Origin of the sequence: Alcaligenes pakistanensis (assembly GCF_014652815.1) — a bacterium.
Lineage (GTDB): Bacteria > Pseudomonadota > Gammaproteobacteria > Burkholderiales > Burkholderiaceae_B > Alcaligenes > Alcaligenes pakistanensis.
Map to the genome: position 1 here is coordinate 884,846 of NZ_BMZN01000002.1, position 26,613 is coordinate 911,458.

Here is a 26,613-nt window from a genome sequence, read left to right on the forward strand (position 1 = left end):
CCAGGTCAGGGCGCGATGCGAATGTTTTCTTTTTGGAAGTACTTGTCGGCAAAGGTCTGCATGGTGCCATCGGCTTTCATTTCGCGCAGAACCTCATCAATGGTTTTCTTGAGTTTCTTATTGCCTTTGCGCAGACCCATGGCGATGGGCTCGTTCAGTATGGGGCTGTCGTCCACGGTGCTGCCGGTCAATTCAAAGTCGGCACCGGCAGGTTTGCTCAAAAAGCCTTCGATGGCGTTCTGGGCTTCCTGGAAGGTCGCGTCAACACGGCCACCGGCCAAGTCATTGAAGGCGTCGGTGTAGCTGGGGTAAGCCACAATGGTGACGCCATTATTGGCCCAGTTCTGGCGGGCATAGGTTTCCATGGTGGTGCCTTGCTGTACACCTACACGTTTGCCTTTCAGGGATTCTACGGTCGGCTCCAGGCCACTGCCTTTACGGGCTGCCAGGCGAACCGGCACGATGTACAGGGGCTCGGTAAAGTCGATGACCTTGGCGCGTGCCTCAGTGGCGGTCATGGTGGAGTTGGCCAGGTCGAACTTGCGGGCCTGCAGACCGGGAATCAAGCTGTCAAAAGACTGGTCGATCCAGACGCACTTGGTTTCCAGGCGCTTACAGATCTCGTTGCCGATATCGATGTCAAAACCTTGCAGCTCGCCGCTGGGGTCCAGATACTCAAACGGCGGGTAGCCTGCTTCAGTGGCAAAGCGGATCTCGGCGGGGCCGGCCGCGTGGGCAGTAGGTGCTAAGACACTACAAAAAGCCACCATCAGGAGGCGGGCAAGTAGCTTGTTCATGTGGGTAACTCCGGCAAATATCGACTAGCTTGTGGCATTCAATACAAATTCGGCCCTGCTGATGGAGGGCCGAAGAAAGACTGCAAATTTAACCCGTACGCCTTACTGGGGCAATGCGGGTTCCGCCCTAGGCAAGACGCAGCACTGGTTGATGTAGCCCATGACCTCGTCCAGATCGTCGGTCAGGACCAGCAAATTCAGGTCTTTGGGGCCAATCAGGCCCAGCTCCATCAATTGCTCACCAATCCAGTCAATCAGGCCGGACCAAAAGGAAGTGCCGATCAGTACAATGGGTGCAGGTGGGACTTTGCCAGTTTGGACCAATGTCATCACTTCAAACAGCTCGTCCAGGGTACCGAAGCCGCCAGGCAGGGCAATGTAAGCCCAGCTGTGCATGAAAAAGGTCGCCTTGCGCGAGTAGAAGTATTCAAACTGCAGGCTTTGAGTCTGATAAGGGTTGTTGGTGGTTTCGTGGGGCAAGCGTATATTCAGGCCAACACTTTGCCCGCCAGCTTCATAGGCGCCTTTATTGGCTGCTTCCATCAGGCCAGGGCCACCGCCAGCAATCAGGGTGACGCCTGCTTCGGCCAGACGACGGCCCAGTTCCTGGGCCAGTTCGTAATAAGGATGGCCAGGTTTGATGCGTGCGCTGCCAAAAACGCTAACGCCAGCACCCATTTCTTTTAATGTATCGACCGCAGTTTGCAGCTCCTTCATGATGGTAGGAATCTGCTCAGAGGCCGGTAAACGGACGATTTTATTGTTAGACATGAAAAAAACCTTGTTGCTCGTTGATGGTTCCAGCTATCTGTACCGAGCGTACCATGCGATGCCCGATCTGCGAAACGCGCAAGGCCAGCCTACAGGCGCCTTGTACGGGGTCATCAATATGCTGCGCCGCTTGCTACAGGATTATCAGGCGGACTATATGGTATGCGTTTTTGATGCCAAAGGCCCCACCTTCCGGGACGATTTGTACGATCAATACAAGGCTAACCGGCCTTCCATGCCCGAGGATATGGCTGTGCAAATAGAGCCTATTCATAAAGCGGTCCGGGCCATGGGCTGGCATCTGATTTGCCAGCCTGGTGTCGAGGCCGATGACATCATCGGCACCTTGGCTCGTCTGGCGGCAGAAAATGGCATCGACACGGTTGTGTCTACCGGGGACAAGGATCTGGCCCAACTGGTCAATGAGCATGTTCAACTGGTCAACACCATGAGCAACGAGCAGCTGGATATAGAGGGCGTCACGACCAAGTACGGCGTACGCCCAGACCAGATCATTGATTATTTGATGTTGATTGGCGACACCTCGGACAATATCCCTGGCGTGCCCAAGGTGGGCCCCAAGACAGCGGCCAAGTGGCTGGGCGAGTACGGCAGTCTGGATGAACTGTTGCAGCATGCCGACAAAATCAAGGGCGTGGCCGGTCAGAATCTGCGCGACTTCAGCTCCAATTTTGAAATGACCCGCAAGCTGGTCACCGTAAAGCTGGATTGCGACGTACCGGGTTTCACGGGCGATTTTGCCTCTTTGACGCCAGAACCGCGTGACCAGGCCGTATTGCAGGATATCTACGAAACCTATGGTTTCCGCAACTGGTTGCGCGAGCTGACCAATGATCCGGACCGTGTACCTGCCCAGGATGCCCGTGTGCAGCCTGAAACGCCTGCCGCTCCCGCTGAGCTGGATTACCAAACTGTCACGACGCAAGAGCAGCTCAAGTCCTTGCTGGCTGTACTGGAAAAAGCAGAGCTGGTGGCCCTGGATACCGAAACTACTTCTTTGGACCCCTTGACGGCGCGTCTGGTGGGTTTGTCTGTATCGGTCAAACCCGGTCAGGCTTTTTACGTACCGGTTGCGCACCGAGGCTCGCTGGATGTGGAACAGCTGGATAAGAGCTGGGTGCTGGAAACCTTGCGTCCCTGGCTGGAAAACAAGGATGCCGCCAAGGTTTTGCACAATGCAAAATACGACACTCATGTCTTGCTGAACGAGAAGGTCAGTTTGCGTGGCATACGCGAAGACACCATGTTGCAAGCCTATGTCTTGCAGTCGCACAAGCGTGTCAGCATGGAAGAGCTGGCCTTGCAATGGCTGGGCCTGAAAGGGGCATCGTACGAAGATATTTGTGGCAAGGGCGCCAAGCAGATTTGTTTTGACGAGGTGGATATCCCGGTTGCGTCCCAATATGCCTGCGAAGATGCCGACTACACCTTGCGCTTGCATCAGTGCTTGCGCCCTCAGGTCGCCCAGGAAGAAGGGCTGGAACGCATTTATCTGCTGGAAATTCAGGCCTCGGATGTCCTGAGCATTGTGGAGCGTAATGGCGTCAAGATTGATGTGCCTACGCTGGCACGCCAAAGTCACGAGCTGGGGCAGAAAATGCTGGAGCTGGAAAACAAAGCCTACGAATTGGCTGGCCAGCCCTTCAATATGAATTCCCCCAAGCAAGTGGGCGAAATTCTGTTCGGTAAGCTGGGCATTCCTGTTGTGCGTAAAACCGCCAGCGGTGCACCGTCTACCGATGAAGATGTCTTGACCCGTCTGGCACAGGATTACCCCTTGCCACAGGTTTTGCTGGAATACCGTGGCTTGGCCAAATTGAAGTCTACCTACACGGACAAGCTGCCCAAAATGGTGAATCCGGATAGTGGTCGCGTGCATACCCGTTATGCGCAGGCTGCCGTCATTACCGGTCGTTTGGCCTCCTCTGATCCCAACTTGCAGAATATTCCGGTACGTACGGCTGAAGGCCGTCGTGTTCGTGCTGCTTTTGTGTCTGAACTGGGCAAGATCGTGTCTGCTGACTATTCGCAGATTGAATTGCGGGTGATGGCTCATGTGTCGGGCGATACCAATTTGCAGCAGGTCTTTGAGCAGGGCGGGGACGTGCACACAGCCACTGCAGCTGAAATCTTCGGGACTGAAGCCAAGGACGTCAGTTCTGACCAGCGCCGGGCTGCCAAGGCGATTAACTTTGGCCTGATTTACGGTATGGGCGAATTTGGTTTAGCCAGCAATCTTGGCATTACTCGTGATGCGGCCCGTGCCTATATTGATCGTTACTTCGCTCGCTATCCTGGCGTGGCCAGCTATATGACTCGTATCAAGGCCCAGGCGCACGAGCAAGGCTATGTCGAAACGGTGTTTGGCCGCCGTCTGTGGCTGCCCGAACTGAAGGGCGCGAAAGGGCCGCGTATGGCCGGTGCTGAACGTGCCGCGATTAATGCGCCTATGCAAGGTACTTCTGCCGACCTGATCAAGATGGCGATGGTGGCGGTGCAACGCTGGTTAGAAGAAAAGGGCCTGCGCACGCAGATGGTGATGCAGGTACACGATGAACTGGTATTTGATGTACCTGAGGACGAGCTGGATGTCTTGCGTGAAAACCTGCCCGGTTTGATGTGCGATGTGGCCAAGCTGGATGTGCCGCTGGTCGCCGAGGTTGGCGTGGGTGATAACTGGGAACAAGCTCACTAAAGGCTCCCGTAAAGCTCAAGGAAAAGGCGACCATTCGGTCGCCTTTTTTTTCGAGCATAGGGACAGGATCAGCTTAGCGAAGGGACTCTCAAGCCCCTTTTTTAGTGGGCCTCTCAGTCCTCGTTGGAACGCACCCGGTTGGGCAGCAGCTCGTCGTGCTTGGCCAGAATCGGATAGGCTGCTGCGCTGACCAGATACGAGTTAATAGTGCGCACATCGCGCAAAATCTCCAGATACAACGACCCTTGTTCCGCGGAGTCCAACTGGCCCGCCTTGATTTTGCGAATATGGCGATCGGCCGCAGCCACTTCCAGTTCGCGGAAGAAGTCTTTTTCAAAGGCCAGGAAACGGGCCGTTTTGACGTCCTCGGCTACAAATAAGGCCGCTGCCTGACGCTGGTTGCGAATCAGCCGGTCCATTACCTTGCCAATTTCCGCCTGCTCTTCAGTTTGCAGTGTCCAGCCCTGTTTACGCAGCTTGGCCGTATGGCTTAGCAAGCCGTTCACGCTAATGGTGGCAGCGTGCGAGATGTTGGTGGAGAAAGTCAGAATGTCGTTCAGGCGTCGCGTGTCTTTTTTGCTCAGATTCTCCTGATCCAGACGAGCCAGATAAGTGGTGATCAAAGGTTCCAGACGATTGACGGCGTTGCTGATATAGCGTGCGTGGTTAATGCTTTGTGCATTGCTGTTCAGCATGTTCTGGCGCGCAGTATCCAGAATTTCCTGCAGCATATCGGACAGGCGCAAGGCTTCACGTGCGGCATTACCCAGAGCTACGGCCGGTACTTCCAGTGCAGATTGGTCCAGATACAAAGGCAGACCTGGGTCATCCGGGTCGGTCCGTCGGGGTAAATAACGGCTTAACAAGCGCGAATAGGGCTTGAGCAAGGGCAGGAACAGCGCTGCCACAGCCAGATTGAAGAAGGTGTGGAAGTTAGCTACCGCCCGTGCCGGATCATCGGTGAACCAGCTCATCAAACTTGGAATCCAGGGCAAGACGATCATGCCGACCAAACAGCCGAACACACGGGTACCCAAATTACCAATGGGCAAACGTTTGTTGGCTGGATCTTTGGTGCCGCCGGCGCCTTCCAGAATAGGGTTGATAGCTGTACCTACGTTAGCGCCCAGTACAAGTGCATAGGTTAATTGCGGGTCCATATGTTGGTGGCTGGCCAGGGAAATGATCAGCACCACAATAGCTACGCTGGAGTGAGCAGCCCAGGTCAGTAAAGCGGCTAGCAGCATCCCTGTCATGGGGCTGCCCGCCAGGGCTTCCAAAATGGTTTGCAGTAAGGGCGCGTCTTGAATGGGCGAGAACAATCCCACCAATTCGTGCAAAGACAGCAGCAAGAGGCCCAGACCAATAAAGACCCGGCCCAGATCACGACGGCGTCCCGGCTCTTGGGAACGGAACAGCCAGACACCCAGCAGAATCAGGGCAGGAGCCAGGGCCGTCATTTTGAAAGACAGCAATTGCACAATCAGTGTTGTGCCAACATTGGCACCCAGCATGGCGGCTAGGGCTGGAACCAGGGCCACCATGCCGGTGGCTGCAAAACTGGTGATCATCAGCCCGGTGGCGGTACTGCTTTGGATTGCGGCGGTAATAGCCGCGCCCGCCACAAAGGCGCGTCTGGGGCGGCCCAGGGCATGGCCCATCCAAATACCCAGTTCTGCCCCAAAGGCGCGTTGCACACCGCTTTGCACCATGTGGATACCCCACAAGAGCAAAGCGATATAACCCCCGAAATCGAGAAGTGCGAAGATTTCTTTCATAGGTAAATAATAGCCCAGCGCATCTTACAAGCGTGAGTCTGATGTATCAGCTGGACACATTTAAGGCTTGGAGGATTGGCGCGCCTGGCGGGCGGCCTGATCCAGTCTTTGTGCAAACTGACTTTGCTCCTGTTCGGAAAAGGCGGACAGAAACAGTTCCTGCACGGTGCTTTGGTATACCTGCCACATTTGTTTGCGCAGATCACGGCCTTGATCGCTAATGCTGGCAAACGCTGCCCGACCATCTTCAGAGGAACGGCTGCGTTGCACCAGCCCCTGCGCTTCCAGCCTGTCGACCAGCCGCGTCAGGTTGTAGCGTTCAATCGCCAGCCGGTCGGCCAGCTCATGCATGCGGCGCGTGCCCTCCGGTCCCGTCTCCAATCCCCAGAGCACGTCATACCAGGCGTAGGGTGGCAATTTCTCGGCGGCCAGCCGGCGTTCTATTTCTTTCAGGATGCTGCGGTGTGCCCGCACAAAGGAAAACCACAAATCAGCTTCTGGTCGACTCATCGCGTATTCCCCCAATTATTTTTTAGTTGCAAATGCAATTATAGCTGGATAAGATGGCGTCATTAGATAGTTGCAATTGCAATCGTATGGGAAGGTGGGGCCTTACCTTCCTATGTATTTGTGGCCGTAGGGACGCTGCTTGGCGGCTCCGCTCGTACCACCTGGAGATGGTTATGAATCATGCTTTGCACCTTGTGGATGTAGATCCGCAAGAAACTACCGAGTGGCTGGATGCCCTGGAGTCCGTTACGGCGGCCGAGGGCCGTCCGCGTGCTCATTATTTGATTGATCAGTTATTGGGTTTCGATGCCTTGCGCCATGGTGATCTGCATACCCGCGTCACCACGCCTTACGTCAACACCATTGCTGTGCAGCAGCAAGCCGCCTATCCCGGCAACAAAGAGCTGGAGCGCAAGCTCAACGCCTATGTGCGCTGGAATGCCATGGTCATGGTGTTGCGTGCTGGTCGTCACTCTAATGTGGGCGGACATATTGCAACGTATCAGTCGGCGGCGGTGCTGTATGACGTGGGCTTTGATCACTTCTTTCGCGGTCGCACAGACAGCTTTGACGGCGATCTGGTCTATATACAAGGACACTCCGCGCCTGGTATTTATGGGCGAGCCTATGCAGAGGGGCGTCTGGATGATGAGCAGATGGACAACTTCCGGCGAGAGGCGGGTCGTCGTGGTCTGCCGTCGTACCCTCACCCACGTTTAATGCCCGACTTCTGGCAATTCCCCACGGTGTCCATGGGGCTTGGGCCCTTGATGGCGGCTTATCAGGCTCGCTATATGCGTTACCTGGACTTCCGGGGTCTGAAGCCTATGGATGGCCGCAAAGTCTGGGCCTTCCTGGGCGATGGCGAAATGGATCAGGCCGAATCCTTGTCTGCCATTGCAGTGGGGGGGCGTGAAAAGCTGGATAACCTGATCTTCGTGGTCAACTGCAATTTGCAGCGCCTGGATGGACCCGTGCGCGGCAATAGTAAAGTGATTCAGGAACTGGAGTCCACGTTCCGGGCGGCAGGCTGGAAGGTTATCAAGGTGATTTGGGGTGCAGGCTGGGATGCCTTGCTGGCCAAAGATACAACGGGCCTGCTGCGTAAACGCATGATGGAATGTGTCGATGGTGATTACCAGACCTTCAAGTCGCAGAACGGCGCCTATGTGCGTGAGCACTTCTTTGGCAAGTATCCTGAGCTGTTGGAGCTGGTGGCTGATTTGTCGGATGACGATATCTGGGCCTTGTCCCGTGGTGGTCATGATCCCGACAAGGTGTATGCCGCGTACGCACAAGCTGCCAGCAATCAGAGCGGGCCGACGGCCATTCTGGTGAAAACCGTCAAAGGCTTCGGTATGGGCGAGGCCGGTGAAGGGCAGAACATTAATCACCAGCTCAAGAAAATGAGCGCCGATGCCGTGCGTGCGTTTCGGGATCGTTTCCAGTTGCCGGTCTCGGACGAGCAATTGGAAGAGTTGCCGTATCTGCGTCCCGAGCCGGGGAGCCCGGAAGCGATGTATCTGCAACAACGACGCGCGGCCCTGGGCGGGTTTGTGCCGTCACGCCGAACTTCAGTCCCTGCCCTGACTGTTCCGACGCTGGATGCTTTTTCTGCACAGCTTAAAGGGACGGGTGAACGTGGTCTGTCTACCACCATGGCGTTTGTGCGTATCTTGAGCACCTTGCTGAAAGATCCGGTGCTGGGCAAATTGATTGTGCCCATTGTGCCGGATGAGTCGCGCACCTTCGGGATGGAAGGTTTGTTCCGTCAGATTGGTATTCACTCTTATTTAGGGCAGCTATACACGCCACAAGATGCGGGCCAACTGAGCTATTACAAAGAGGCCAAGGATGGGCAGATTTTGCAGGAAGGGCTGAATGAGTCGGGAGCGATCTCGTCCTGGATTGCGGCCGGAACCTCGTACAGCAATCATGGCATTCCTACGATTCCGCTCTTTATCTTCTACTCCATGTTTGGTTTTCAGCGGGTAGGGGACTTTATCTGGGCGGCGGCTGATGCGCGCACAAGGGGCTTTCTGTTTGGTGCGACTTCTGGCCGCACGACCTTGATGGGGGAAGGGTTGCAGCACGATGACGGCCATAGTCATGTGCTCTCCAGCGTGGTGCCTAGTTGCCGGTCCTATGATCCGACTTTCTCTTATGAGCTGGCTGTCATCATGCAAGATGGTATTCGCTGCATGTATCAGGATCAGGAGGATGTGTTCTATTACATAACCGTGCTCAACGAAAACTACCCGCATCCCGAGATGCCGGAAGGCGTAGAGCAGGGGATTATTAAAGGGCTGTATCTGTTGCAGGCCGGGCCGGAACAAAAAGCTAAGACCCCACGTGTGCAGTTGATGGGCAGTGGCTCGATCTTGATGGAAGTGATGGCGGCCGCCCAATTGCTGCAAGACGATTTTGGGGTGGCCAGCGACGTGTGGAGCGCCCCCAGCTTGAACGAGTTGCGTCGGGATGGACTGGATACCGAACGCTGGAACACTTTGCATCCCGAAAGCGAGCCTCGTATCCCTTATGTGCAGTCTTGTCTGGCAGGGCATGCTGGTCCGCTGGTGGTGGCAACGGACTATATGAAGATTGTGGGCGAGCAAATCCGATCCTTCCTGCCAGAGCGTCGTTTGCTGGCTTTGGGAACCGATGGTTTTGGGCGTTCCGACACCCGTGCTTCTTTGCGGGAGTTCTTCGAGGTTGACCGGCACTTTATCGTAGTGTCAGCTTTAAAGCTTCTGGCTGACGAGGGTTCTGTGCCGCGTTCTCTGCTTAGTGACGCCTTGCAGCGCTACCAAATCAATCCTGAAAAGACTAACCCCATGAAGCCTTGAGTCTTGCCAAGCCTAGCGCCACTTTAGCGCAAGTGGCGCTCGGTGGCGGGACGCCAGCCTGCTGATGACGGATGGCCTGATGTCTCCCCCCGTTCAGCCCGCTCATCTGCAGGCTGGCACCCTTTTTTGATAGGGCTGCCAGCTTCCTTTCTCCATCAAATCTTCATCATTCTGTGCCACAGTGCTGGCATGAATTATGTAAGCTCTCTGGCCCGCCTGACGGGCTTTTGTGTCTTGTTGGGCATGGGCGGTCTGGCTCAGGCTCATCACCCAGCTTATGAGCTGGCTCGTGGCGATGGCGCAAGCTCGCCTGAAGGCAGCGATCAGCTTCAATGGCGGTGGACGCTGGTTTGAGGATGATGTGCTCTAGAGTGCGGCGCTCGAAGAGATGCCTGCCGCGGATAAGCAGGCCATGCTGGAGGGCCTGGGTGGGCTTTTGCAACAGGCGCGTAGCGGTGTGGATACCTGCATGAGTGATCATGGCAGCGACTGGTGGCAGCAAATCTTGAACCTGGATCACGGCATGAACCAGCCTGATGGCCGCTCGGCTATGCCGCAAGTCGTGGCGGATATGGCGCAGTGGTTGATTCAGGCAGGTCTGAGGAACCCTTAATAATGTTGATAAGCGATAAGCATGTGCCAAACAGCCGGTCGCTATTTTTTGGAGTATGGAATGAGCAAGATAGTCTTGCGTGCGGCAGTCGCTGATGATGCCCGTGAATGTCTGCGTATTCGTGGCCTGACCCGCGAGAATGCTTTTTCGGAGCAGGACTTGGCCGAGTTGGGTATCACGGCTGAAAGCTGGGGCGCGGGTATTGAAGATGATAGCTGCCCTGGTTATATCGCTCTGGTGGACGGGCAGATGGCGGGCTATTGCTTTGGCGATAGTGAAAGCGGCGAGATCATGGTGCTGGCACTCTTGCCCGACTATGAAAGCCTGGGGCTGGGCCGTCGTTTGCTGGATCAGATGGTGCAAGACTTGCGCAACCGGGGTTTCAGCCGTTTGTTCCTGGCTTGCAATAGCGATCCGCAGGTGCGCTCATATGGTTTTTATCGCCACTTGGGTTGGACTGATAGCGGCCAGCGGGACGAGTTTGGTGACGATATCCTGGAATATCACTTTGCAAGCTGAAGCTGGAGCCCTTTTAAAAAACTCACTATGTCTTACCAGAACATGATTGATTTAAGCCAGGACAAGGCCGCCTTAACGGCGCTCTATGCTCCCTTGCAGCATCATTTCCGGGTGCTGGATGTACCGACTTTGCCTTTTGCCATTCTGGATGGCAAAGGTCTGCCAAAACCCTTAAGTGTGGGGGCGGCGATCAAGATCCTGTCTACGGCGAGGAAGGCAAGTGTGTGCAGGTAATGCACGTGGGGTCCAATGCCGATCTGTCTGCCTTGTTGCATCAGCTCTACACCCAGTACTTGCCCAAAGAAGGCTTGGAACCCCTGGGGGTCTACCACGAGATCTATCTGGATGACTGGAGCAAGGCAGCTTCCGCTCGACGTCGGATGATTGTTCGGCAGCCTGTGCGCTGAGCTGGCGGTCTCTTATCCATAAAAAAACACCCCATAGCACAATGGCTGTTGGGGTGTTTTATTTTAAGGCTTGCTGCTTGTTTACGCAGCCTGTCGGGTTTAGACCGACTGGGCGCTTTGCAAAGCCTGAATGCGGGCAGCGATGGGTGGGTGAGAAGCGAAGATGGCGCTAATGGCGCGGCCACCCGAAATACCGGAGGCTTCGAAGTTCTTGGGCAACTCGCCGGGAGCCATGCCGCCCAGACGGGCCAGCGCATGGATCATGGGTTGGCGCGAACCCAGCAACTGGGCAGAGCCTGCATCGGCACGGTATTCACGTTGGCGCGAGAACCAGGCCACGATGATGGAGGCCAGCACGCCAAAGACCAGTTCAAAAATAAAGACCGAGGCGTAGTAGCCCATGCCCACATCACGCTCATTACGCAGCAGAACTCGGTCCACAAAGTAACCGGCCAGACGGGCCAGGAAGATCACAAAGGTGTTCACCACGCCCTGGATCAGGGTCAGGGTAACCATATCGCCATTGGCAATGTGGGCGACTTCGTGGCCCAGTACCGCCATGACCTCTTCTTCGCTCATGCCGCGCAGCAAACCCGTAGACACGGCTACCAGGGCGTCGTTTTTGAAGGCTCCCGTTGCAAAGGCATTTGGTTCGCCATCGTAAATGGCCACTTCAGGGCGGCCAATACCGGCGCGGTCAGCCAATTGGTGAACCGTATCCACCAACCAGGCCTCCTCTGCATTGCCAGGAGCATTAGGGTCAATAACGCGCGCGTTCACGCTACGTTTGGCCATCCACTTGCTCATCAGCAAGGAGATGATGGCACCCGTAAAACCAACCAGCGCCGAGAAAATAAGCAATTGGGTCAGGTCCAGACCTTGTGCGTTCAGGTAACGTCCCACACCCAAAATATTCATGGAGGCGCTCAGCACCAGCATGACGGCCAAGTTGGTTATTAAGAAAAGGACAATTCGTTTCATGAATGCAGATTCCGGTATGACAGAAAAAATCGTGATCGTGTGGCCACGATCTGCGCAAATTTTAGCCTTGATTCCAGGCGCGTAAATAAAAAATTCAGCTTTTAGTCAGCTTGCGGGAAGGTTAGTTTCCTGCTGTGTGTAAATGCTGTTGTGTAAGTGGTCTGGATATGGGGTTGGCAGGCCATTTTTACAAGGTGGGGGAGTATAGTAATAGCTTTCCCTTATACAGAATTTGGTTAGATCACATGCAGTCATTATGGATGCTGGTAGCCTGCGCCATGTTTGCCATTATGGGGGCCTGTGTCAAAGTGTCCGCCGACTCGGGGGCGTCGATGGCGCAAATCGTTTTGTTCCGTGGCGTCCCCTCGGTATTACTTTTGGTGTTCTGGGCCAAAAGTCGGGGACTAAGGCTGGCTCCCCAAAGCTGGAAGCTACATATTCGACGTAACGTCTCTGGCGTCAGCTCCATGTGGCTGGGCTTTGTAGCCCTGGCCAATCTGCCTTTATCGACTGCCGTCAGTCTGAACTATACGGCTCCCTTATTTATTGCGTTCTGGATGCTGGCCTGGGGTGGCACGCAGCGTGACCCCGTACGCCTGATCGCTGTTCTGTTGGGCTTTCTGGGGGTAATCGGCGTGTTGCAGCCCAGTATTACGCCAGACCAATGGTGGGCGGCCATGCTGGGTTTAAGCGCCGGGGCTTTAAGTGCGGTGGCCATGATGCAGGTACGTGCATTGGGACGCTCGGGTGAACCTGAGTGGCGCACGGTTCTGTTGTTTTCCTGTTTTGTCGTGTGTTCCAGCTTGCTGGGTTTGTTCTGGGAAGGCTGGCGCGAGCTTAGCTGGCGCGCCTGGCTGGCTCTGCTGGGTGTGGGGCTGTCCGGCTTGTTTGGCCAACTGACCATGACACGGGCCTTTGGATTGGGCTCGGCCCTGTTGACCGCAGCCTTGCAATACACGACCATTATTTTCGCCGCCCTGATTGGTATTGCTTTCTGGGGCGATGTACCTGACTGGCTGGCCTGGGCAGGCATGGCATTGATTATTGGGTCCGGTTTGTTGTCGGCCTGGCGTACTTATAGCGAGGATCGTATCTTGCGAGGCAAGAATGCGGCGGCACAGCAGGCTCCCGTCAAGGAGGCAGAACGTGTTTGAATTTCTAGTTAGCGCAGAACAAGTCAAAGCCAATCTGGGTAATGCGGATTGGCTGATTCTGGATGTGCGCCACGATTTGGCAGACCATCAGGCAGGGCGCCGTGCCTACGAGCAGGGCCATATTCCTGGTGCCGTGTTTCTGGACCACGAGGCCGATCTGGCCGCGCCCAAGACCGGTCTGAATGGCCGCCATCCTTTGCCCAGCCGTCAGGATCTGGCCCAACTGCTGCAGAAACAGGGTTTGCGTGACGGCATGCAGGTCGTGGTTTACGACGCCCAAGCTTCTCTGTTCGCCAGCCATATGTGGTGGATGCTGCGCTGGCTGGGTCACCCGCAGGTTGCCATTCTGGATGGTGGCTGGCAGGCCTGGCAGGGTCTTGAAGGCCCAGAAGATAGCGGGCCAGCACAAGCGGTTCAAGCCACAACTGACCTGAGCGTGCCTGCGCAGCCTGCCATGCCTACCGTGAAAACCGAGCAGATATTGAAAAACCTGACCACTCCGGTGTTTACCGTTTTGGATGCCCGTGCGGCAGAACGCTACCGCGGCGATGTGGAACCTATGGACCCGGTTGCCGGTCATATCCCCGACGCACTGAATCGCTCGCATCTGAATAATCTGGGCGAGCAGGGGCGCTTTAAATCTGCCGAACAATTGCGTCAGGAGTTTATTAGCGTGCTGGGCAAGACGCCGGCTGAGCAAGTGGTGCATCAATGTGGCTCCGGTATTACAGCTTGTCACAATCTTTTTGCCATGGAGCTAGCCGGTTTGTCCGGCTCCAGCATCTATCCCGGATCTTGGAGCGAGTGGGTCAGTGATGCCAGCAGGCCGGTTGCACGCAGCTAGCTGCGCAGTCTGTTCTTGTGGTGCTGAACAAGCCGCCCCAGGGCGGCTTTTTTATCGGTACTGACTCTCCATCCTGTTTGTACGCTACGGTCTGGCGCAGGCTCCCGTACAATGCCACTTCCAATCGGGCGTCAGGTAGTCCGGACTGCCCTTATTGATCAGGAATAGTTATGGTTAAATCTCGCGAAGATAATCAAAGCGCCCAGGCGCCCGACCAGCAGGATTTCGAGTCCGCACTGGCGCAACTGGAAGCGCTGGTCGCCCGCATGGAAAGCGGGGCATTGCCGCTGGAGCAGGCTTTACAGGCCTATGAGCAGGGCGTCGAATTAGCCCAGTTATGCCAGCGCAAACTAGATCTTGCGCAAGAACAAGTCAGCGTATTGCAAGGCAATCTGTTGCGCCCCTTGTCGGGGGATGAGGCAGAGGGAGAGAGTTAAGATGAGTTCTACCAGTTTTTCTGAGTGGCTTCAGGCACGGGTTGAGCAGACTGAGACCGCATTGGATCAGTTATTGCCCCCCGCCAGCCAGGAGCCAGCCCGCTTGCACGAAGCCATGCGCTATTCCGTGTTGGGCGGTGGCAAGCGAGTACGCGCGGCCTTGGTATATGCCGCTGGTGAAGCGGCCTTGCAAGGCAAGCCGATGGCCGCAGCGCAATTGAAAGCGCTGGAACTAGCAGCCGCTGCGGTGGAGTTGATCCACGCCTACTCGCTGGTTCACGACGACCTGCCCTGCATGGACGACGACAAATTGCGTCGTGGTCGCCCAACCACCCATGTTCAGTTTGATGAAGCCTGCGCCATGTTGGCGGGCGATGCTTTGCAGCCATTGGCGTTTGAACTCTTGGCACACATGCCGATTGCGCCTGCGCTGATTGTGCAGGCCATCACGCAGCTGGCTCAGGCAGCCGGTAGTGCAGGAATGGCAGGTGGTCAGGCAATTGATTGCGAAAGCGTGGGCATTGCGCTGGATCGTGATCAGTTGCAAGAGATGCACAGCATGAAAACTGGAGCCATGCTGGAGGCCAGCGTGTTGCTGGGTGGTATCGTGGCTGGAGCCTCGTCCACTGTACGCAATGGTCTGGAAGAGTATGCCCAGGCTGTTGGTCTGGCTTTCCAGGTCGTGGACGATATTTTGGACGTGACCGCGGACACTGCCACGTTGGGCAAGACTGCTGGTAAAGACGCAGCCGACAATAAACCGACCTATGTGTCCATCCTCGGGATGGAGGGTTCGCGCGAGTTGTTGGGGGCTCTGAATGAGCAGGCTCAGCTGGCCTTGCGCCCCTTGGGGCCTGCGGCAGCACGCTTGACGCAGTTGGCGGACTACATCGTCGGCCGCAATCATTAAGCAACGCTAGGCCAGTGCAATTTTGGCACTGGCCGCGAAGCGTTTTACAATAGCCGATTGGCGATTGTTTTTTGACAGTCGTTTCACTTATTTGCCCGGATAGACGTCTTTTAGTATGACAACTGTTTCCCTAGAGCAGATCCAGTCTCCCGCCGACTTGCGCCAGCTTGATCAACGCGATCTTCCCGAGCTGGCACGACAACTGCGCGAGTTTGTTCTGCAATCCGTATCCAAAACCGGTGGGCACTTGTCGTCCAATCTGGGCACGGTTGAGCTGACCACGGCCTTGCACTATGTGTTCGAGACCCCCCACGACCGTATCGTGTGGGATGTGGGCCATCAGTCCTATCCGCATAAAATCCTGACTGGCCGTCGCGACCGGATGGGTGGCTTGCGCCAGCAGGATGGAATTTCCGGTTTCCCCAAGCGTTCCGAATCCGAATACGACGATTTCGGCACCGCTCATTCCTCGACATCGATTTCTGCCGTATTGGGCATGGCCGTGGCCTCGCGCAATGCAGGCATCGAACGTCAGCATATTGCGGTCATTGGCGACGGTGCCATGACCGCCGGGATGGCCTTTGAGGCGCTGAACAATGCCGGTGTTACCCCCGATGTGAATGTGCTGGTGGTGCTGAACGATAACGATATGTCGATCTCCCCCCCGGTGGGCGCGCTGAATCATTATCTGGCTCGTCTGATGTCAGGCCGTTTTTATGCCACCGCCAAGAATGTGGGCCGGGCTGTTTTGCAGCATGTGCCCCCCGTTCTGGATTTGGCACGCAAGTTTGAGGGCCATGCCAAGGGGATTCTGACTCCAGCCACCTTATTCGAGGAGCTGGGCTTTAATTACGTGGGCCCGATCGACGGCCACGACCTGGATGCCCTGGTCTCTACCTTGAGCAATCTGCGCGAGTTGGGTGGTTTGCAGTTCCTGCATGTGGTTACCCGTAAAGGGCAGGGTTACAAGTTGGCTGAAGCTGATCCGGTGCTCTATCACGGCCCTGGCAAGTTCGATCCGTCTGTGGGTTTAGTGACTCCCACGACCAAGCCGCGTCCTACCTTTACGCAGATCTTTGGCCAATGGCTATGCGACATGGCGAAGCAGGACCAACGCTTGTACGGTATTACCCCCGCCATGCGTGAAGGTAGCGGCATGGTGGAGTTCGAGCAGCAGTTTCCCCGTCGTTACTTTGATGTGGGTATTGCTGAACAGCACGCGGTGACATTTGCCGGTGGCTTGGCCTGTGAAGGGCAAAAGCCCGTCGTCGCCATATATTCCACCTTCTTGCAGCGCGGCTACGATCAGTTGATTCACGATGTAGCCCTGCAAAATCTGGATGTCACCTTTGCGCTGGATCGCGCGGGTGTGGTGGGTGCGGATGGGGCAACTCACGCTGGTAATTACGATATTGCCTTTTTGCGCTGCATTCCCAATATGGTGGTGGCCACGCCGTCGGACGAAAACGAAACCCATTTGCTGCTGACCTGTTGCTATCAGCACCCAGGACCCAGCTCGGTACGCTACCCGCGTGGAGCTGGGGTGGGCGCGGCGGTTGATCAGGCACTAAATACGGTACCGCTGGGCAAAGCCAATTTGCGTCGTCAGGGCAAAAATCTGGCTATTTTGGCGTTCGGCCCTATTTTGCACGAAGCCTTGAAGGCGGCCGAGGCGTTGGATGCCACGGTTGTGGACATGCGCTTTGTCAAACCCATGGACGAAGTTCTGCTGCAGGAACTGGCCCAAAGCCATCAGGCATTCGTGACGGTGGAAGAGGGCTGTTTGATGGGGGGAGCAGGCAGTGCGGTGCTGGAGTTTGTCAGCCGCGATGCCCTGGTCATGCCTGTTTTGCAACTGGGCTACCCGGACGAGTTCATTGATCACGGCGATCAGAAGAAAATTGCTCAGGATCTGGGTTTGGACGCAGCGGGAATCGAACGCTCTATTCGTGAACGTTTCTCAAGTTTGCTTGAGGCGTGATGCAATTGCGGCGTATTTGAGGCATTAAATACCTCAATATGCGTGTTGTTGTTAAGGTTATCGAACCCCGCTTGCGATAAGCGTAAGATAATAATTCATTATTGTTTTTATTTGCGGTTACGGCTCTGTCGTAGCTGAACCTGATGGATATGAATACAGTGTCGGAATCGCCTTTGGTCATGCCAGATGTGCAAAGCAGCATGGATACACGTCGTGTTGCCATTCAGCGCGTGGGTGTGCGCGGGGTGCGGCATCCGATGATGCTGGACTTGCAAGGGCAGGCCGTGCCTACCGTGGCGCAGTGGGAATTGACGGTGGCTTTGCCACCTGAAGAAAAAGGCACCCATATGTCGCGCTTTGTGGCCTTGCTGGAACAATACCGCCGTCAGCCTATGACGCCGGCCGGTTTTGTGCAGATGGCCCAGGCGATGTTGCCTTTGCTCAATGCCGGACGGGGCGACATGACTGCGTCTTTCCCCGTTTTTCTGGAAAAAATTGCTCCCGTGTCGGGCGTGGCCAGCCTGATGGATTACACCGTCAGCTGGACGGCGCGCGTCGGTGTGGATGCCCAGCCGGAGTTCGAACTGTCGGTGCTGGTGCCTGTCACCAGCCTGTGTCCGTGCTCTAAGGCTATTTCTGAATATGGGGCGCATAATCAGCGTTCGCATGTCACTGTGCAGGCCGTGTTTGCTGATCCGGCGGCGCTGGACTTGCCTACCTTGATCCAATCGGTAGAAGAGCAGGCTTCTTGCCAGCTGTGGGGTTTGTTGAAACGCACGGACGAAAAATACGTTACCGAATACGCGTACGACAATCCCAAGTTTGTTGAAGACCTGGTGCGGGACGTGGCCGTTAGCGTTCGTAGTCTGCCCGGAGTGTTGCGTTATAGCATCGAAGCCGAGAATTTTGAGTCTATTCATAATCACTCTGCCTACGCAAGCGTGCAGGGCTAAGGCTTTTGGCTTGTCAGCCGGCCTTTCTTGGTGCTAGTATCTATGGTTTCTTGCTCGACCCGGATTGAATGGGCGGGCTGTCGCGCTTGGTGCCTGACTGGTTTCCAGTAGGTAGTAGGCGATATCCACAAGGAGTTGTTCCATGCGTCACTACGAAGTAGTGTTCATTGTGCATCCCGATCAAAGCGAGCAAGTGCCCGCCATGATCGAGCGCTATTCGGCGATTGTTACTTCCGCAGGCGGTGCTATTCACCGTCTGGAAGACTGGGGCCGCCGTCAACTGGCTTACCCAATCCAGAAACTGGTTAAGGCTCACTACGTGTGCCTGAACATCGAATGCGGTCAGTCCATCTTGGACGAGCTGGAGCATTCCTTCCGCTACAACGACGCTATCTTGCGTTACCTCATCGCTGGCACGAAGAAAGCCCCTGAAGGCGCTTCGGTCATGATGAAGTCTGTCGAACGCGAAGAAGCTCGTAAAGCAAGCACCGAAGCCAGCGCCCCTGTGGCTGCTGAAGCTGAGGCCGAAGCTCAAGCTGAAGAGTAATAGTTCCGACTGCGTGAACCAGTTCACCCTTGACGGGCAACTTATCGATATCAAGCCTTTGCGTTATACGCCGGCTGGTGTCCCTGCTCTGGAATTGGTACTGGAACACGAATCTTCCGTAATGGAAGCCGGTCACTCCCGGCAAATCGCTCTGGCGATGCAGGTAGTGGCTTTGGGTAATAATGCGCTGGGTTTGTCAGACACTCCATTAGGAGCCCGTTTGCAGCTACAAGGTTTTATTGCTCCTGCCCGTAAAGGCTCGACGCGTTTGGTACTGCATGTACAGAACTATCAGCGTTACTTTCCTGGGCAAGGCTCTGTTACGGTCTGACCAGTCTGGCTCGATCGTCGCGAAGTGTTCAACACCTCGCTTCACACTGAATTCTTCCGGGTATAGCCCGGTTACTAACGAGGCACAAAATGGCTTTCCGTAGAGGCAAAGACAAAAAACGCAAATTTGCACAACAGAACCCACTGTTCAAGCGCCGCAAATTCTGCCGCTTCACCGTCGCTGGCGTTGAAGAAATTGATTACAAAGATCTGGACACCCTGCGTGATTTCATCCAGGAAAATGGCAAGATCATCCCTGCACGTTTGACGGGCACTAAAGCTCACTACCAGCGTCAGCTGGATACCGCTGTCAAGCGTGCTCGTTTCCTGGCTCTGTTGCCGTACACCGACAACCACAAATAATCCAGAGGAACCTTAGTCATGCAAGTTATTTTGCTCGAAAAAGTCGCCAACCTGGGTAATCTGGGTGATGTGGTGCGCGTACGTGATGGTTACGCTCGTAATTTCCTGCTGCCACGCAAAGTTGCTCGCCGTGCTACGGCCGCTGCTCTGCAAGAGTTCGAAGCACGCCGTGCCGAACTGGAAAAGCTGCAAGCTGAAAAGCTGGCCGCTGCTCAGGCTCAGAACGAAAAACTGAACGGTCAAACTTTCACTCTGGTTCAAAAAGCCGGTGTGGATGGCCGTTTGTTCGGTTCCGTGACTACCATGGACATCGCTACAGCTCTGCAAGCTGCTGGTTTTGACAATCTGGTCAAGACTCAGGTTCGTCTGCCAGACGGTCACCTGAAAGCAGTTGGCGAATACCCCGTTCAGGTTGCTCTGCACCCTGACGTGACTGCTGAAATCAGCGTTGTGGTTCAAGGCGACGTAGCCTAAGACTACTGCGTTGACGCATGGTACATTCTTTCGTGGGATGTATCTGCCAAGCTCAAAAAAGCCGGTGCAAGCCGGCTTTTTTGTTTTCTCTCCCTTTGTACGGAGAGGGCCCGCACACTGCTAGTGTGCTTGTGCTGCCGCTTTAGGTCCTGTCAGCTCAATACCCTGTTGAGCCTGACTGTTCTGACCCCAGATACACAGACATACTGTTTAAGACCGCACAACGTCTCTTGTTGGCTGCGGCATCGATTTTTTTCCTTGATTTGAAGGTATATGCATGGAAAGCAAGTCAGCCAAATCCGATTCAACGCTGGATTATCTTCGGATTCCCCCTCACTCCATTGAGGCGGAGCAGTCGGTGCTCGGTGGCTTGTTGCTCGATAATGCCGCGTTTGACCGAGTGGCCGATATTGTCACCGACGAGGACTTTTATCGTTTTGATCACAAACTGATCTGGCAACACATTACCCGCTTAATTGGTCTGGCCCGACCTGCCGACGTGGTGACCGTTTTTGAGTCCTTGTCTACTGCTGGTAAGCAGGAAGATGTGGGGGGGCTGGCGTATTTGAATGCGTTAGCCCATAACACGCCCTCGGCAGCCAATATCCGTCGCTACGCCGAGATCGTGCGCGAGCGCTCCACGCTACGCAAACTGGTGACGGTGGCTGATGATATTTCCTCGGCGGCGTTTAACCCCCAGGGCAAAGAAGCCCGCCAGATTCTGGATGAAGCGGAAACCCGTGTGTTTCAGATCGCTCAGGAAGGCGCGCGCGGCTCGCAAGGCTTTCTGGAAATTCAGCCTCTGCTCAGTCAGGTGGTTGAACGTATCGATGAGCTCTATCACCGTGAAGGTGATTCGGAAGTAACTGGCGTGCCCACGGGCTTTGCGGATCTGGACAAGATGACCTCGGGCCTGCAGGCCGGTGACCTGGTTATTGTGGCAGGCCGTCCTTCTATGGGTAAAACGTCTTTCTCCATGAACATAGGCGAGCATGTTGCGATTGCGCAGGGCCTGCCAGTTGCCGTGTTCTCCATGGAAATGGGTGCGGTACAGCTGGCCATGCGTATGGTGGGTTCGGTAGGCTTGCTGGATCAGCATCGTATGCGTACCGGTAAGCTGACTGCAGACGATTGGCCGCGCCTGACGCACGCGGTGCAGCAGGTGCAGGAAGCCCAGATTTATATTGATGAGACGCCCGGCCTGTCTTCCATGGAAGTGCGGGCACGGGCTCGACGACTGGCACGGCAGTGTGGTCAGCTGGGCTTGATCATCATCGACTATTTGCAGCTGATGTCTTCAAGCGGCGGCGAGAACCGGGCGACTGAAATTTCTGAAATCAGTCGTTCCTTGAAAGGTTTGGCCAAAGAGTTGAATTGCCCCCTGATCGCTTTGTCGCAGTTGAACCGAAGCCTGGAACAACGACCCAACAAACGTCCTGTGATGAGCGACTTGCGTGAGTCAGGTGCTATTGAGCAGGATGCTGACTTGATCTTGTTTATTTACCGGGACGAGGTCTATAACCCTGACTCGCCGGATAAAGGCACGGCTGAAATCATTATTGGTAAGCAGCGTAACGGTCCTATCGGTTCGGTACGTCTGACCTTTGCCGGTGCCAGTACGCGCTTTTTGGATTACATGCCAACGTAGTCGGGTAGGCGCTGTATACATGCCCGTGTTTATACGCGTACCGCGGTCGGCAGGGTGAAGAATAAAAGGGGAGGCATACCTTGGTATGCCTCCCCTTTATTGTGTGTTGCTGAACCATCCTGGGAGCAGGGTTTCATAGCCCCCTTAGTCGCCGTTGCGGGCTGCCAGTCGTTTAGCCAGCCACGCGCATACCAGTAGCTGGTATTGGTGAAACAACATAATCGGCAAGATAATAGGCCCCACCATGGCACTGGGGAAAATTACATTGGCAATCGGAATACCGCTGCTCAGGCTTTTATTGGAGCCGCACATTAGCAGGCTGACACGGTCCTCAAACGAAAAGCCCAGCCAGCGCCCCAGATTCCAGGCCAGCAATTGTGCCAGGGTCAGTAAAACAGCGTTGGCCAAAATAATCAGGCCCAAGGCGCTCAGAGGGGTAGAGGACCAGAGTCCTCCCACGACTGCGCCCGAAAAAGCCGTATATACCACCAGCAGTATCGATCCCTGATCCACTACCTTCAGTAATCTCTGACGTTTCATCACCCAGGCACCGATCAACGGGCGCAGCAAATGCCCGAAGACGAAGGGGAAAAACAGCTGCAACATAATCTTGCCTACGGCTTCCAGCGAGACAGTCGCTTGGGCGCTGGTGGCGCCGGCCAGCATAACGCCGACCAGCAAGGGGGTGATGAACACACCCAGCAAGGTGGAGGCGGAAGCGCTGCAAATCGAAACGGGCACATTACCGCGTGCCATTGCGGTCAGGGCCACGGCAGATTGCACGGTACTGGGTAGACAAGCCAGAAACAGAATTCCCAGGTACAGATTGTCTGTCAGCCAAGGGCGCAGCACAGCAGCGACGCCGCTGCCCAAAATGGGAAAGAGCAGGAAGGTGACGGAAAGAATCAGCAGGTGCAGACGCCAATGGGACAAACCGCCCCAAATCGCTTCACGGGACAGGCGGGCACCATGGAGAAAAAATAGTAAGGCAATGGCGATCTGCGTGCTGTGTTGAAACAAGGCCACACCCCAGCCTTGAGCGGGCAACAGGCTGGCAAGGGCAACCGTGGCAAACAGCTTTAGTAAAAACGGGTCAATCGACAAACGTTTGATCATGCCTGATGAGCACTCATGGAAAGGGCCATACGGTAGGCATACCCCAGGGAGGACGCGTCGGCCTTGCCTTGTCCGGCGATATCGTAGGCCGTGCCGTGATCAACGCTGGTGCGGATAAAGGGCAGTCCCACCGTTACGTTGACTCCTTCATCCAGGCCCAGCAGCTTGATGGGGATCAGGCCTTGATCATGGTATTGGGCCACTACAATGTCGAACTCCCCCTGACGGGCACGCATAAATATAGTGTCTCCGGGCCAGGGGCCGCTGGCTTGTATGCCTTCGGCGCAGGCCTGCTCTATGGCTGGTGCAATGTGTTCTATATCTTCAGAACCAAATTTGCCACCTTCACCCGCATGAGGGTTCAAGCCTGCAACGGCTACGCGGGGTTCGGTAATTCCAGCCTGCGTGCAGGCCAGTTGGGCCAATCTAATAGTTTGCAGTACCCGGTCCTTGGTGATCAGGGAAGGGACGCGTGACAGAGGCTCGTGGATGGTGACCAGAATGGAGCGTAGGTGCTCGTTGGCCAGCATCATGGCGTAGTGTTCGGTCTGGCTTCGTTCGGCCAGGATTTCGGTATGGCCGGGGGCGTCAATACCGCCTTTTTGCATGGCCAGCTTATTCAGGGGCGCGGTGACAATGGCACGGATCAGCCCGGCTTGGGCATCGTCAATAGCATGACAAAGGTACTCGTAAGCACCGCGTCCGGCCAGAGCATGGATTTGTCCGTAAGGAAGGTCCTTGGGCAAAGGCTGCCAGCGGTTCAGCACAGCAATGGTGCCTGCGGGTGTGCAGACGGGTTGCGCTACCTCTTCCACCTGCCAGTTCGGGTCCGCGCCAATCAGTGTCAAGGCACGGCGCAGTGCGCCAGCATCACCATAGACGACGGCCGGGTGCGGCAAGCCTTCAACAATCAGGCGGGCAATGATTTCCGGGCCTATGCCCGCGGCATCGCCCATAGTGAGCCCGATGGGCTGTGCGGTACGTTTCATAGTGGTCAATAAAAAGCCCCCACGCTGCGCTTTCGGCTTGTTGACCCCAAAGGGGCGCCTTTTACCTTAGGGCGGCCTGGCGGTAAAAAAAAACCGGGTCCAAGACCCGGTTTGAGTGAGTAGGGATTCCGTTTAGAGGGCGTCGCTGGCGTAATCCGCCAGACGGGAGCGCTCACCACGTTGCAAGGTGATATGGCCTGCATGCGGCCAGCCTTTGAATCGGTCTACTACGTAGGTCAGTCCCGAACTGCCCTCGGTCAGGTAGGGCGTGTCGATCTGGGCAATATTGCCCAAGCAGACAATTTTAGTTCCTGGACCGGCGCGCGTCACCAGTGTTTTCATCTGCTTGGGCGTCAGGTTCTGGGCCTCGTCGATGATCAGGAACTTGTTCATGAAAGTGCGGCCACGCATAAAGCTCAAGGATTTAACCTTGATCTTGGAGCGCACCAGTTCCATGGTGGAGTTACGAGGGGCCGCTTCGGTCCCTTGTGCGTTGTTCAGGTTGCCGGAGGACTTGCCTGTGCCCAGGTGCAGCACTTCCAAGTTGTCTTCCAGCGCACCCATCCAGGGCTGCATTTTTTCTTCCTCGGTACCGGGCAGGAAGCCGATGTCATCACCCACCGGCACCGTGGCACGGGTAATGATGATTTCGTTGTAGCGCTTGGTTTCCAGGGTCTGGGTTAGCGCACTGGCAAGCGCCAGCAGCGTTTTACCCGTACCGGCATGGCCTAAGAGTGAGACAAAATCAAAGTCGGGATTCATCAGCAAGTTCAGGGCAAAATTCTGTTCGCGGTTGCGAGCAGTAATGCCCCAGACATTGTTTTTGCCGTGGCTGTAGTCGCGCAAGGTTGCCAAAACAGCTGTGTTGCCCGCCGTTTCGCGTACCTGGGCGATCAAGGGATCATCGCCTTCGGTAAAGACGAACTGGTTGACCATGAACTGGCTACACAGCGGTCCGCTGATGCGGTAGAAAGTGGTACCACCCTGTTGCCAGGATTCCATATTCTTGCCGTGCTTGGTCCAGAAATTGTCCGGCAAGGGCATGACACCGTCATACAGCAAGTCGGAGTCATCCAGCACATGGTCGTGGCGGTAGTCTTCCGCCAGCAAGCCCAATGCTTTGGCCTTCAGGCGCATATTGATGTCTTTGGACACCAGGACGACTTCACGCTTGGGCAGGCTCTGGGTCAGGGCATTGACCACGGCCAAAATGGCGTTATCCGCTTTACCCAGAGGCAACTGGATAGGCAGGCTGGTGTCCAGGGCACTGGTCTGGAAAGTAACGTCGCCGAGGGCCTCGGCATTGCCAATGCCATCCAGATGAATGGGCTTGTCCAGGCCATGATCACCCACCAGACCTTCCAGGGAGCGGCTGACCTGGCGCGCATTGCGTGCTACTTCAGACAGGCCCTTTTTCTGGTGATCCAGCTCTTCCAGCACCATCATGGGCAGGAAGATATCGTGCTCTTCAAACTTGAACAGAGAGTTGGAGTCGTGCAGCAAGACATTGGTGTCCAGCACAAACAGCTTGCGCAAGGCAGGGGCCAGGCGGGTGCGTTTGCGGGCCGATCCTGGTGTCGGTTTGGGCTGATGAGCAGGACTGGCGACAGTTTTGCTGGGAGCCGCTTTGGCTACGCTGGCAGGTGCAGGTGCAGGTGCAGGCGCTGCTGCAGGTACTGGAACGGAAGCAGGAGCTCGGGCCGGTCTCGCAGACGCAGTTTTTACCGGCGCTGTTTTTTTGGCGCGTGGCTCGGTGCTGGCTTTAGTCGGTGCTGCTTTCGGACGGGCAGGGGGACTGGATGGTTCGGCTAGTGGTACGGGTGGATCGGCAACGATGACGCTGTCATCTTTTTCGCTAAGCAGGGTTCCCAGCTTGGTGGGCAACGTTGGTAGCGGCATATAACACGTACTCCTGGTTGTGCACCGGCCTGTCGGCCGGCACGGTAAGGTTTCAGGCGGCTTGCTGGACAGCCTGTAATACGGCCTGCACATGGCCGGGCACTTTAAGGCCACGCCATTCTTGAATCAACACACCTTGGGCGTCGATCAAAAAGGTGCTGCGCTCTATGCCTCGTACCTGTTTACCGTACATGTTTTTCATTTTCATGACCCCAAACAGTTCGCACAAGCGCTCTTCGGTGTCGGCAAGCAAGGCGAAGTTCAGCGCTTGCTTGTCGATAAAACGTTCATGGGAGGCCAGCGAGTCGCGTGAAACGCCGATAATCTGCGCGCCAGCTGCCTCGAACTCGGGCAGGGCATCGCGGAAATTCTGGGATTCGGTGGTGCAGCCCGGTGTGTTGTCTTTGGGGTAAAAGTACAACACTGTCATCTTTCCTTTTAGTTCAGCCGCGCTGAACTCGCCCTGGGTGGAGGGGACAGAAAAGTCGGGGATAGGGGCGCCAATTTGTACGGCAGTCATGCTTTTTCCTGTATCAGTAAGGCTGCGACCACTTTGCGGCCCTCAGCCATGAGGATATTGTAGGTTCTGGCGGCGGCCTGGGTATCCATGATTTCCACACCTATACCCCACTGCAGCATTTCCTGCGTGACGGCCGGGTGTAAAAAATGCTGGCGCTGGCCAGTGCCAATCAAAATCAGTTCGGGGGCGTTGTCAGGGCGCGCCAGCGGGGCGTCGTCCAGAAATGCCATGGGGTCTTGCTTGACCGATTCCAGTCCGGCGATCCGGCGCAGCAGCACGGCTGTCAGCTCGGAAGCACCTTGAATGGCCAGGTCCTGCACGGGGCCTTCGGGACTAAAGAAGATGGAATGATCGTGGTTTTTAAAGTTGATCGCCACATAGTCCTCACCGTAAGCGGTGATGGCATTTAGGGCTGGATTGTGTTCGCGTTGCAGTTGCACGATAAGTCTCTCCCGTTACAGGGTCGATGATAGCGCAAAGCGCCATGGACGATGCGGCACCTGATCTGTT

At 55.7% G+C, this 26,613-nt stretch carries 28 protein-coding genes; 18 read left to right on the top strand and 10 right to left on the bottom strand.

Going from position 1 to position 26,613, the window contains the following annotated elements; all coding sequences use genetic code 11:
* Positions 1-5 precede the first annotated feature (5 nt).
* Together IE156_RS08965 and IE156_RS08970 are read right to left on the bottom strand one after the other, a co-directional pair.
* On the bottom strand, positions 6-797 hold the full coding sequence (locus IE156_RS08965) for an ABC transporter substrate-binding protein (RefSeq protein ID WP_189392155.1): 792 nt from the start codon (positions 795-797) through the stop codon (positions 6-8).
* 102 nt (positions 798-899) lie between these two features.
* Positions 900-1,568: an LOG family protein gene (locus IE156_RS08970; RefSeq protein ID WP_189392156.1), complete on the bottom strand. Its 669-nt coding sequence runs from the start codon at positions 1,566-1,568 to the stop codon at positions 900-902.
* Here IE156_RS08970 and polA point away from each other — a divergent pair.
* Entirely contained in the window at positions 1,567-4,284 is a 2,718-nt protein-coding gene (gene polA / locus IE156_RS08975) for a DNA polymerase I (protein ID WP_189392157.1), read from the top strand. The genes IE156_RS08970 and polA overlap by 2 nt on opposite strands.
* Positions 4,285-4,397: 113 nt before the next feature.
* On the opposite strand, the gene IE156_RS08980 is transcribed toward polA, so the two are convergent.
* Both IE156_RS08980 and IE156_RS08985 read right to left on the bottom strand, forming a co-directional pair.
* Positions 4,398-6,062 carry a Na/Pi cotransporter family protein gene (locus tag IE156_RS08980; RefSeq protein WP_189392158.1) on the bottom strand — a complete coding sequence of 555 codons (1,665 nt, stop codon included), beginning with the start codon at positions 6,060-6,062 and terminating at the stop codon, positions 4,398-4,400.
* Positions 6,063-6,122: 60 nt separating this feature from the next.
* Entirely contained in the window at positions 6,123-6,572 is a 450-nt protein-coding gene (locus tag IE156_RS08985; RefSeq protein WP_189392159.1) for a MarR family winged helix-turn-helix transcriptional regulator, read from the bottom strand.
* Positions 6,573-6,745: 173 nt separating this feature from the next.
* Between IE156_RS08985 and aceE the strand changes: the two genes are divergently transcribed.
* The 6 genes from aceE to IE156_RS18395 all read left to right on the top strand — a co-directional run bounded on the left by aceE (position 6,746) and on the right by IE156_RS18395 (position 10,957).
* Positions 6,746-9,418 (top strand): pyruvate dehydrogenase (acetyl-transferring), homodimeric type, encoded by a 2,673-nt coding sequence (aceE, locus tag IE156_RS08990; protein ID WP_189392160.1) that lies wholly within the window; start codon positions 6,746-6,748, stop codon positions 9,416-9,418.
* A gap of 189 nt (positions 9,419-9,607) precedes the next feature.
* Positions 9,608-9,772 carry a hypothetical protein gene (locus IE156_RS08995; RefSeq protein WP_189392161.1) on the top strand — a complete coding sequence of 55 codons (165 nt, stop codon included), beginning with the start codon at positions 9,608-9,610 and terminating at the stop codon, positions 9,770-9,772.
* Positions 9,773-9,806: 34 nt separating this feature from the next.
* Positions 9,807-10,031 carry a hypothetical protein gene (locus IE156_RS09000; RefSeq protein WP_189392162.1) on the top strand — a complete coding sequence of 75 codons (225 nt, stop codon included), beginning with the start codon at positions 9,807-9,809 and terminating at the stop codon, positions 10,029-10,031.
* A 60-nt stretch (positions 10,032-10,091) separates the two neighbouring features.
* On the top strand, positions 10,092-10,550 hold the full coding sequence (locus IE156_RS09005) for a GNAT family N-acetyltransferase (RefSeq protein ID WP_189392163.1): 459 nt from the start codon (positions 10,092-10,094) through the stop codon (positions 10,548-10,550).
* A gap of 27 nt (positions 10,551-10,577) precedes the next feature.
* The gene (locus IE156_RS18390) at positions 10,578-10,784 is read left to right on the top strand and encodes a hypothetical protein (RefSeq protein WP_229841141.1); all 207 of its coding nucleotides are present in this window, start codon (positions 10,578-10,580) and stop codon (positions 10,782-10,784) included.
* Between the two features lie 5 nt (positions 10,785-10,789).
* Positions 10,790-10,957, top strand: coding sequence for a hypothetical protein (locus IE156_RS18395; RefSeq protein ID WP_229841142.1), 168 nt, complete (start codon positions 10,790-10,792; stop codon positions 10,955-10,957).
* 99 nt (positions 10,958-11,056) lie between these two features.
* Here the strand turns inward: IE156_RS18395 and htpX are convergent, their stop codons facing one another.
* Entirely contained in the window at positions 11,057-11,938 is an 882-nt protein-coding gene (gene htpX, locus IE156_RS09015) for a protease HtpX (RefSeq protein WP_189392164.1), read from the bottom strand.
* 245 nt (positions 11,939-12,183) lie between these two features.
* Here htpX and IE156_RS09020 point away from each other — a divergent pair, with 245 nt between their 5' ends.
* The 11 genes from IE156_RS09020 to IE156_RS09070 all read left to right on the top strand — a co-directional run bounded on the left by IE156_RS09020 (position 12,184) and on the right by IE156_RS09070 (position 21,579).
* On the top strand, positions 12,184-13,092 hold the full coding sequence (locus tag IE156_RS09020) for a DMT family transporter (RefSeq protein ID WP_229841144.1): 909 nt from the start codon (positions 12,184-12,186) through the stop codon (positions 13,090-13,092).
* Positions 13,046-13,936 carry a sulfurtransferase gene (locus tag IE156_RS09025; protein WP_189392165.1) on the top strand — a complete coding sequence of 297 codons (891 nt, stop codon included), beginning with the start codon at positions 13,046-13,048 and terminating at the stop codon, positions 13,934-13,936. The genes IE156_RS09020 and IE156_RS09025 overlap by 47 nt, the downstream gene beginning before the upstream one ends.
* Positions 13,937-14,106: 170 nt before the next feature.
* On the top strand, positions 14,107-14,373 hold the full coding sequence (gene xseB, locus IE156_RS09030; RefSeq protein ID WP_189392166.1) for an exodeoxyribonuclease VII small subunit: 267 nt from the start codon (positions 14,107-14,109) through the stop codon (positions 14,371-14,373).
* Position 14,374: 1 nt separating this feature from the next.
* A complete protein-coding gene (locus IE156_RS09035) occupies positions 14,375-15,283 on the top strand; it encodes a polyprenyl synthetase family protein (protein WP_189392167.1) in 909 nt (302 codons plus the stop codon).
* A gap of 115 nt (positions 15,284-15,398) precedes the next feature.
* Positions 15,399-17,264 carry a 1-deoxy-D-xylulose-5-phosphate synthase gene (dxs, locus tag IE156_RS09040; protein ID WP_189392168.1) on the top strand — a complete coding sequence of 622 codons (1,866 nt, stop codon included), beginning with the start codon at positions 15,399-15,401 and terminating at the stop codon, positions 17,262-17,264.
* A gap of 149 nt (positions 17,265-17,413) precedes the next feature.
* A complete protein-coding gene (gene folE2 / locus IE156_RS09045) occupies positions 17,414-18,217 on the top strand; it encodes a GTP cyclohydrolase FolE2 (protein WP_189392268.1) in 804 nt (267 codons plus the stop codon).
* A gap of 142 nt (positions 18,218-18,359) precedes the next feature.
* Positions 18,360-18,764: a 30S ribosomal protein S6 gene (gene rpsF / locus IE156_RS09050; RefSeq protein ID WP_189392169.1), complete on the top strand. Its 405-nt coding sequence runs from the start codon at positions 18,360-18,362 to the stop codon at positions 18,762-18,764.
* Positions 18,765-18,777: 13 nt separating this feature from the next.
* Positions 18,778-19,095, top strand: a complete 318-nt coding sequence (priB, locus tag IE156_RS09055; protein ID WP_189392170.1) for a primosomal replication protein N — start codon at positions 18,778-18,780, stop codon at positions 19,093-19,095.
* Positions 19,096-19,184: 89 nt separating this feature from the next.
* Positions 19,185-19,457, top strand: a complete 273-nt coding sequence (gene rpsR / locus IE156_RS09060; protein WP_003802444.1) for a 30S ribosomal protein S18 — start codon at positions 19,185-19,187, stop codon at positions 19,455-19,457.
* An 18-nt stretch (positions 19,458-19,475) separates the two neighbouring features.
* Entirely contained in the window at positions 19,476-19,931 is a 456-nt protein-coding gene (gene rplI, locus IE156_RS09065; protein ID WP_189392171.1) for a 50S ribosomal protein L9, read from the top strand.
* Positions 19,932-20,208: 277 nt separating this feature from the next.
* Entirely contained in the window at positions 20,209-21,579 is a 1,371-nt protein-coding gene (locus IE156_RS09070; RefSeq protein ID WP_189392172.1) for a replicative DNA helicase, read from the top strand.
* 144 nt (positions 21,580-21,723) lie between these two features.
* Here the strand turns inward: IE156_RS09070 and IE156_RS09075 are convergent, their stop codons facing one another.
* From IE156_RS09075 to IE156_RS09095, 5 genes are all read right to left on the bottom strand, one after another.
* Entirely contained in the window at positions 21,724-22,695 is a 972-nt protein-coding gene (locus IE156_RS09075) for a bile acid:sodium symporter family protein (protein WP_189392173.1), read from the bottom strand.
* Positions 22,692-23,684: a 4-hydroxythreonine-4-phosphate dehydrogenase PdxA gene (gene pdxA / locus IE156_RS09080; RefSeq protein WP_189392174.1), complete on the bottom strand. Its 993-nt coding sequence runs from the start codon at positions 23,682-23,684 to the stop codon at positions 22,692-22,694. Before pdxA ends, IE156_RS09075 begins: the two co-directional genes overlap by 4 nt.
* Before the next feature lie 132 nt (positions 23,685-23,816).
* Positions 23,817-25,583, bottom strand: a complete 1,767-nt coding sequence (locus IE156_RS09085) for a PhoH family protein (protein WP_189392175.1) — start codon at positions 25,581-25,583, stop codon at positions 23,817-23,819.
* Between the two features lie 52 nt (positions 25,584-25,635).
* On the bottom strand, positions 25,636-26,103 hold the full coding sequence (locus IE156_RS09090) for a peroxiredoxin (protein WP_189392176.1): 468 nt from the start codon (positions 26,101-26,103) through the stop codon (positions 25,636-25,638).
* Positions 26,100-26,543 (bottom strand): Mth938-like domain-containing protein, encoded by a 444-nt coding sequence (locus tag IE156_RS09095; RefSeq protein WP_189392177.1) that lies wholly within the window; start codon positions 26,541-26,543, stop codon positions 26,100-26,102. The genes IE156_RS09090 and IE156_RS09095 overlap by 4 nt, the downstream gene beginning before the upstream one ends.
* Positions 26,544-26,613 lie beyond the last annotated feature (70 nt).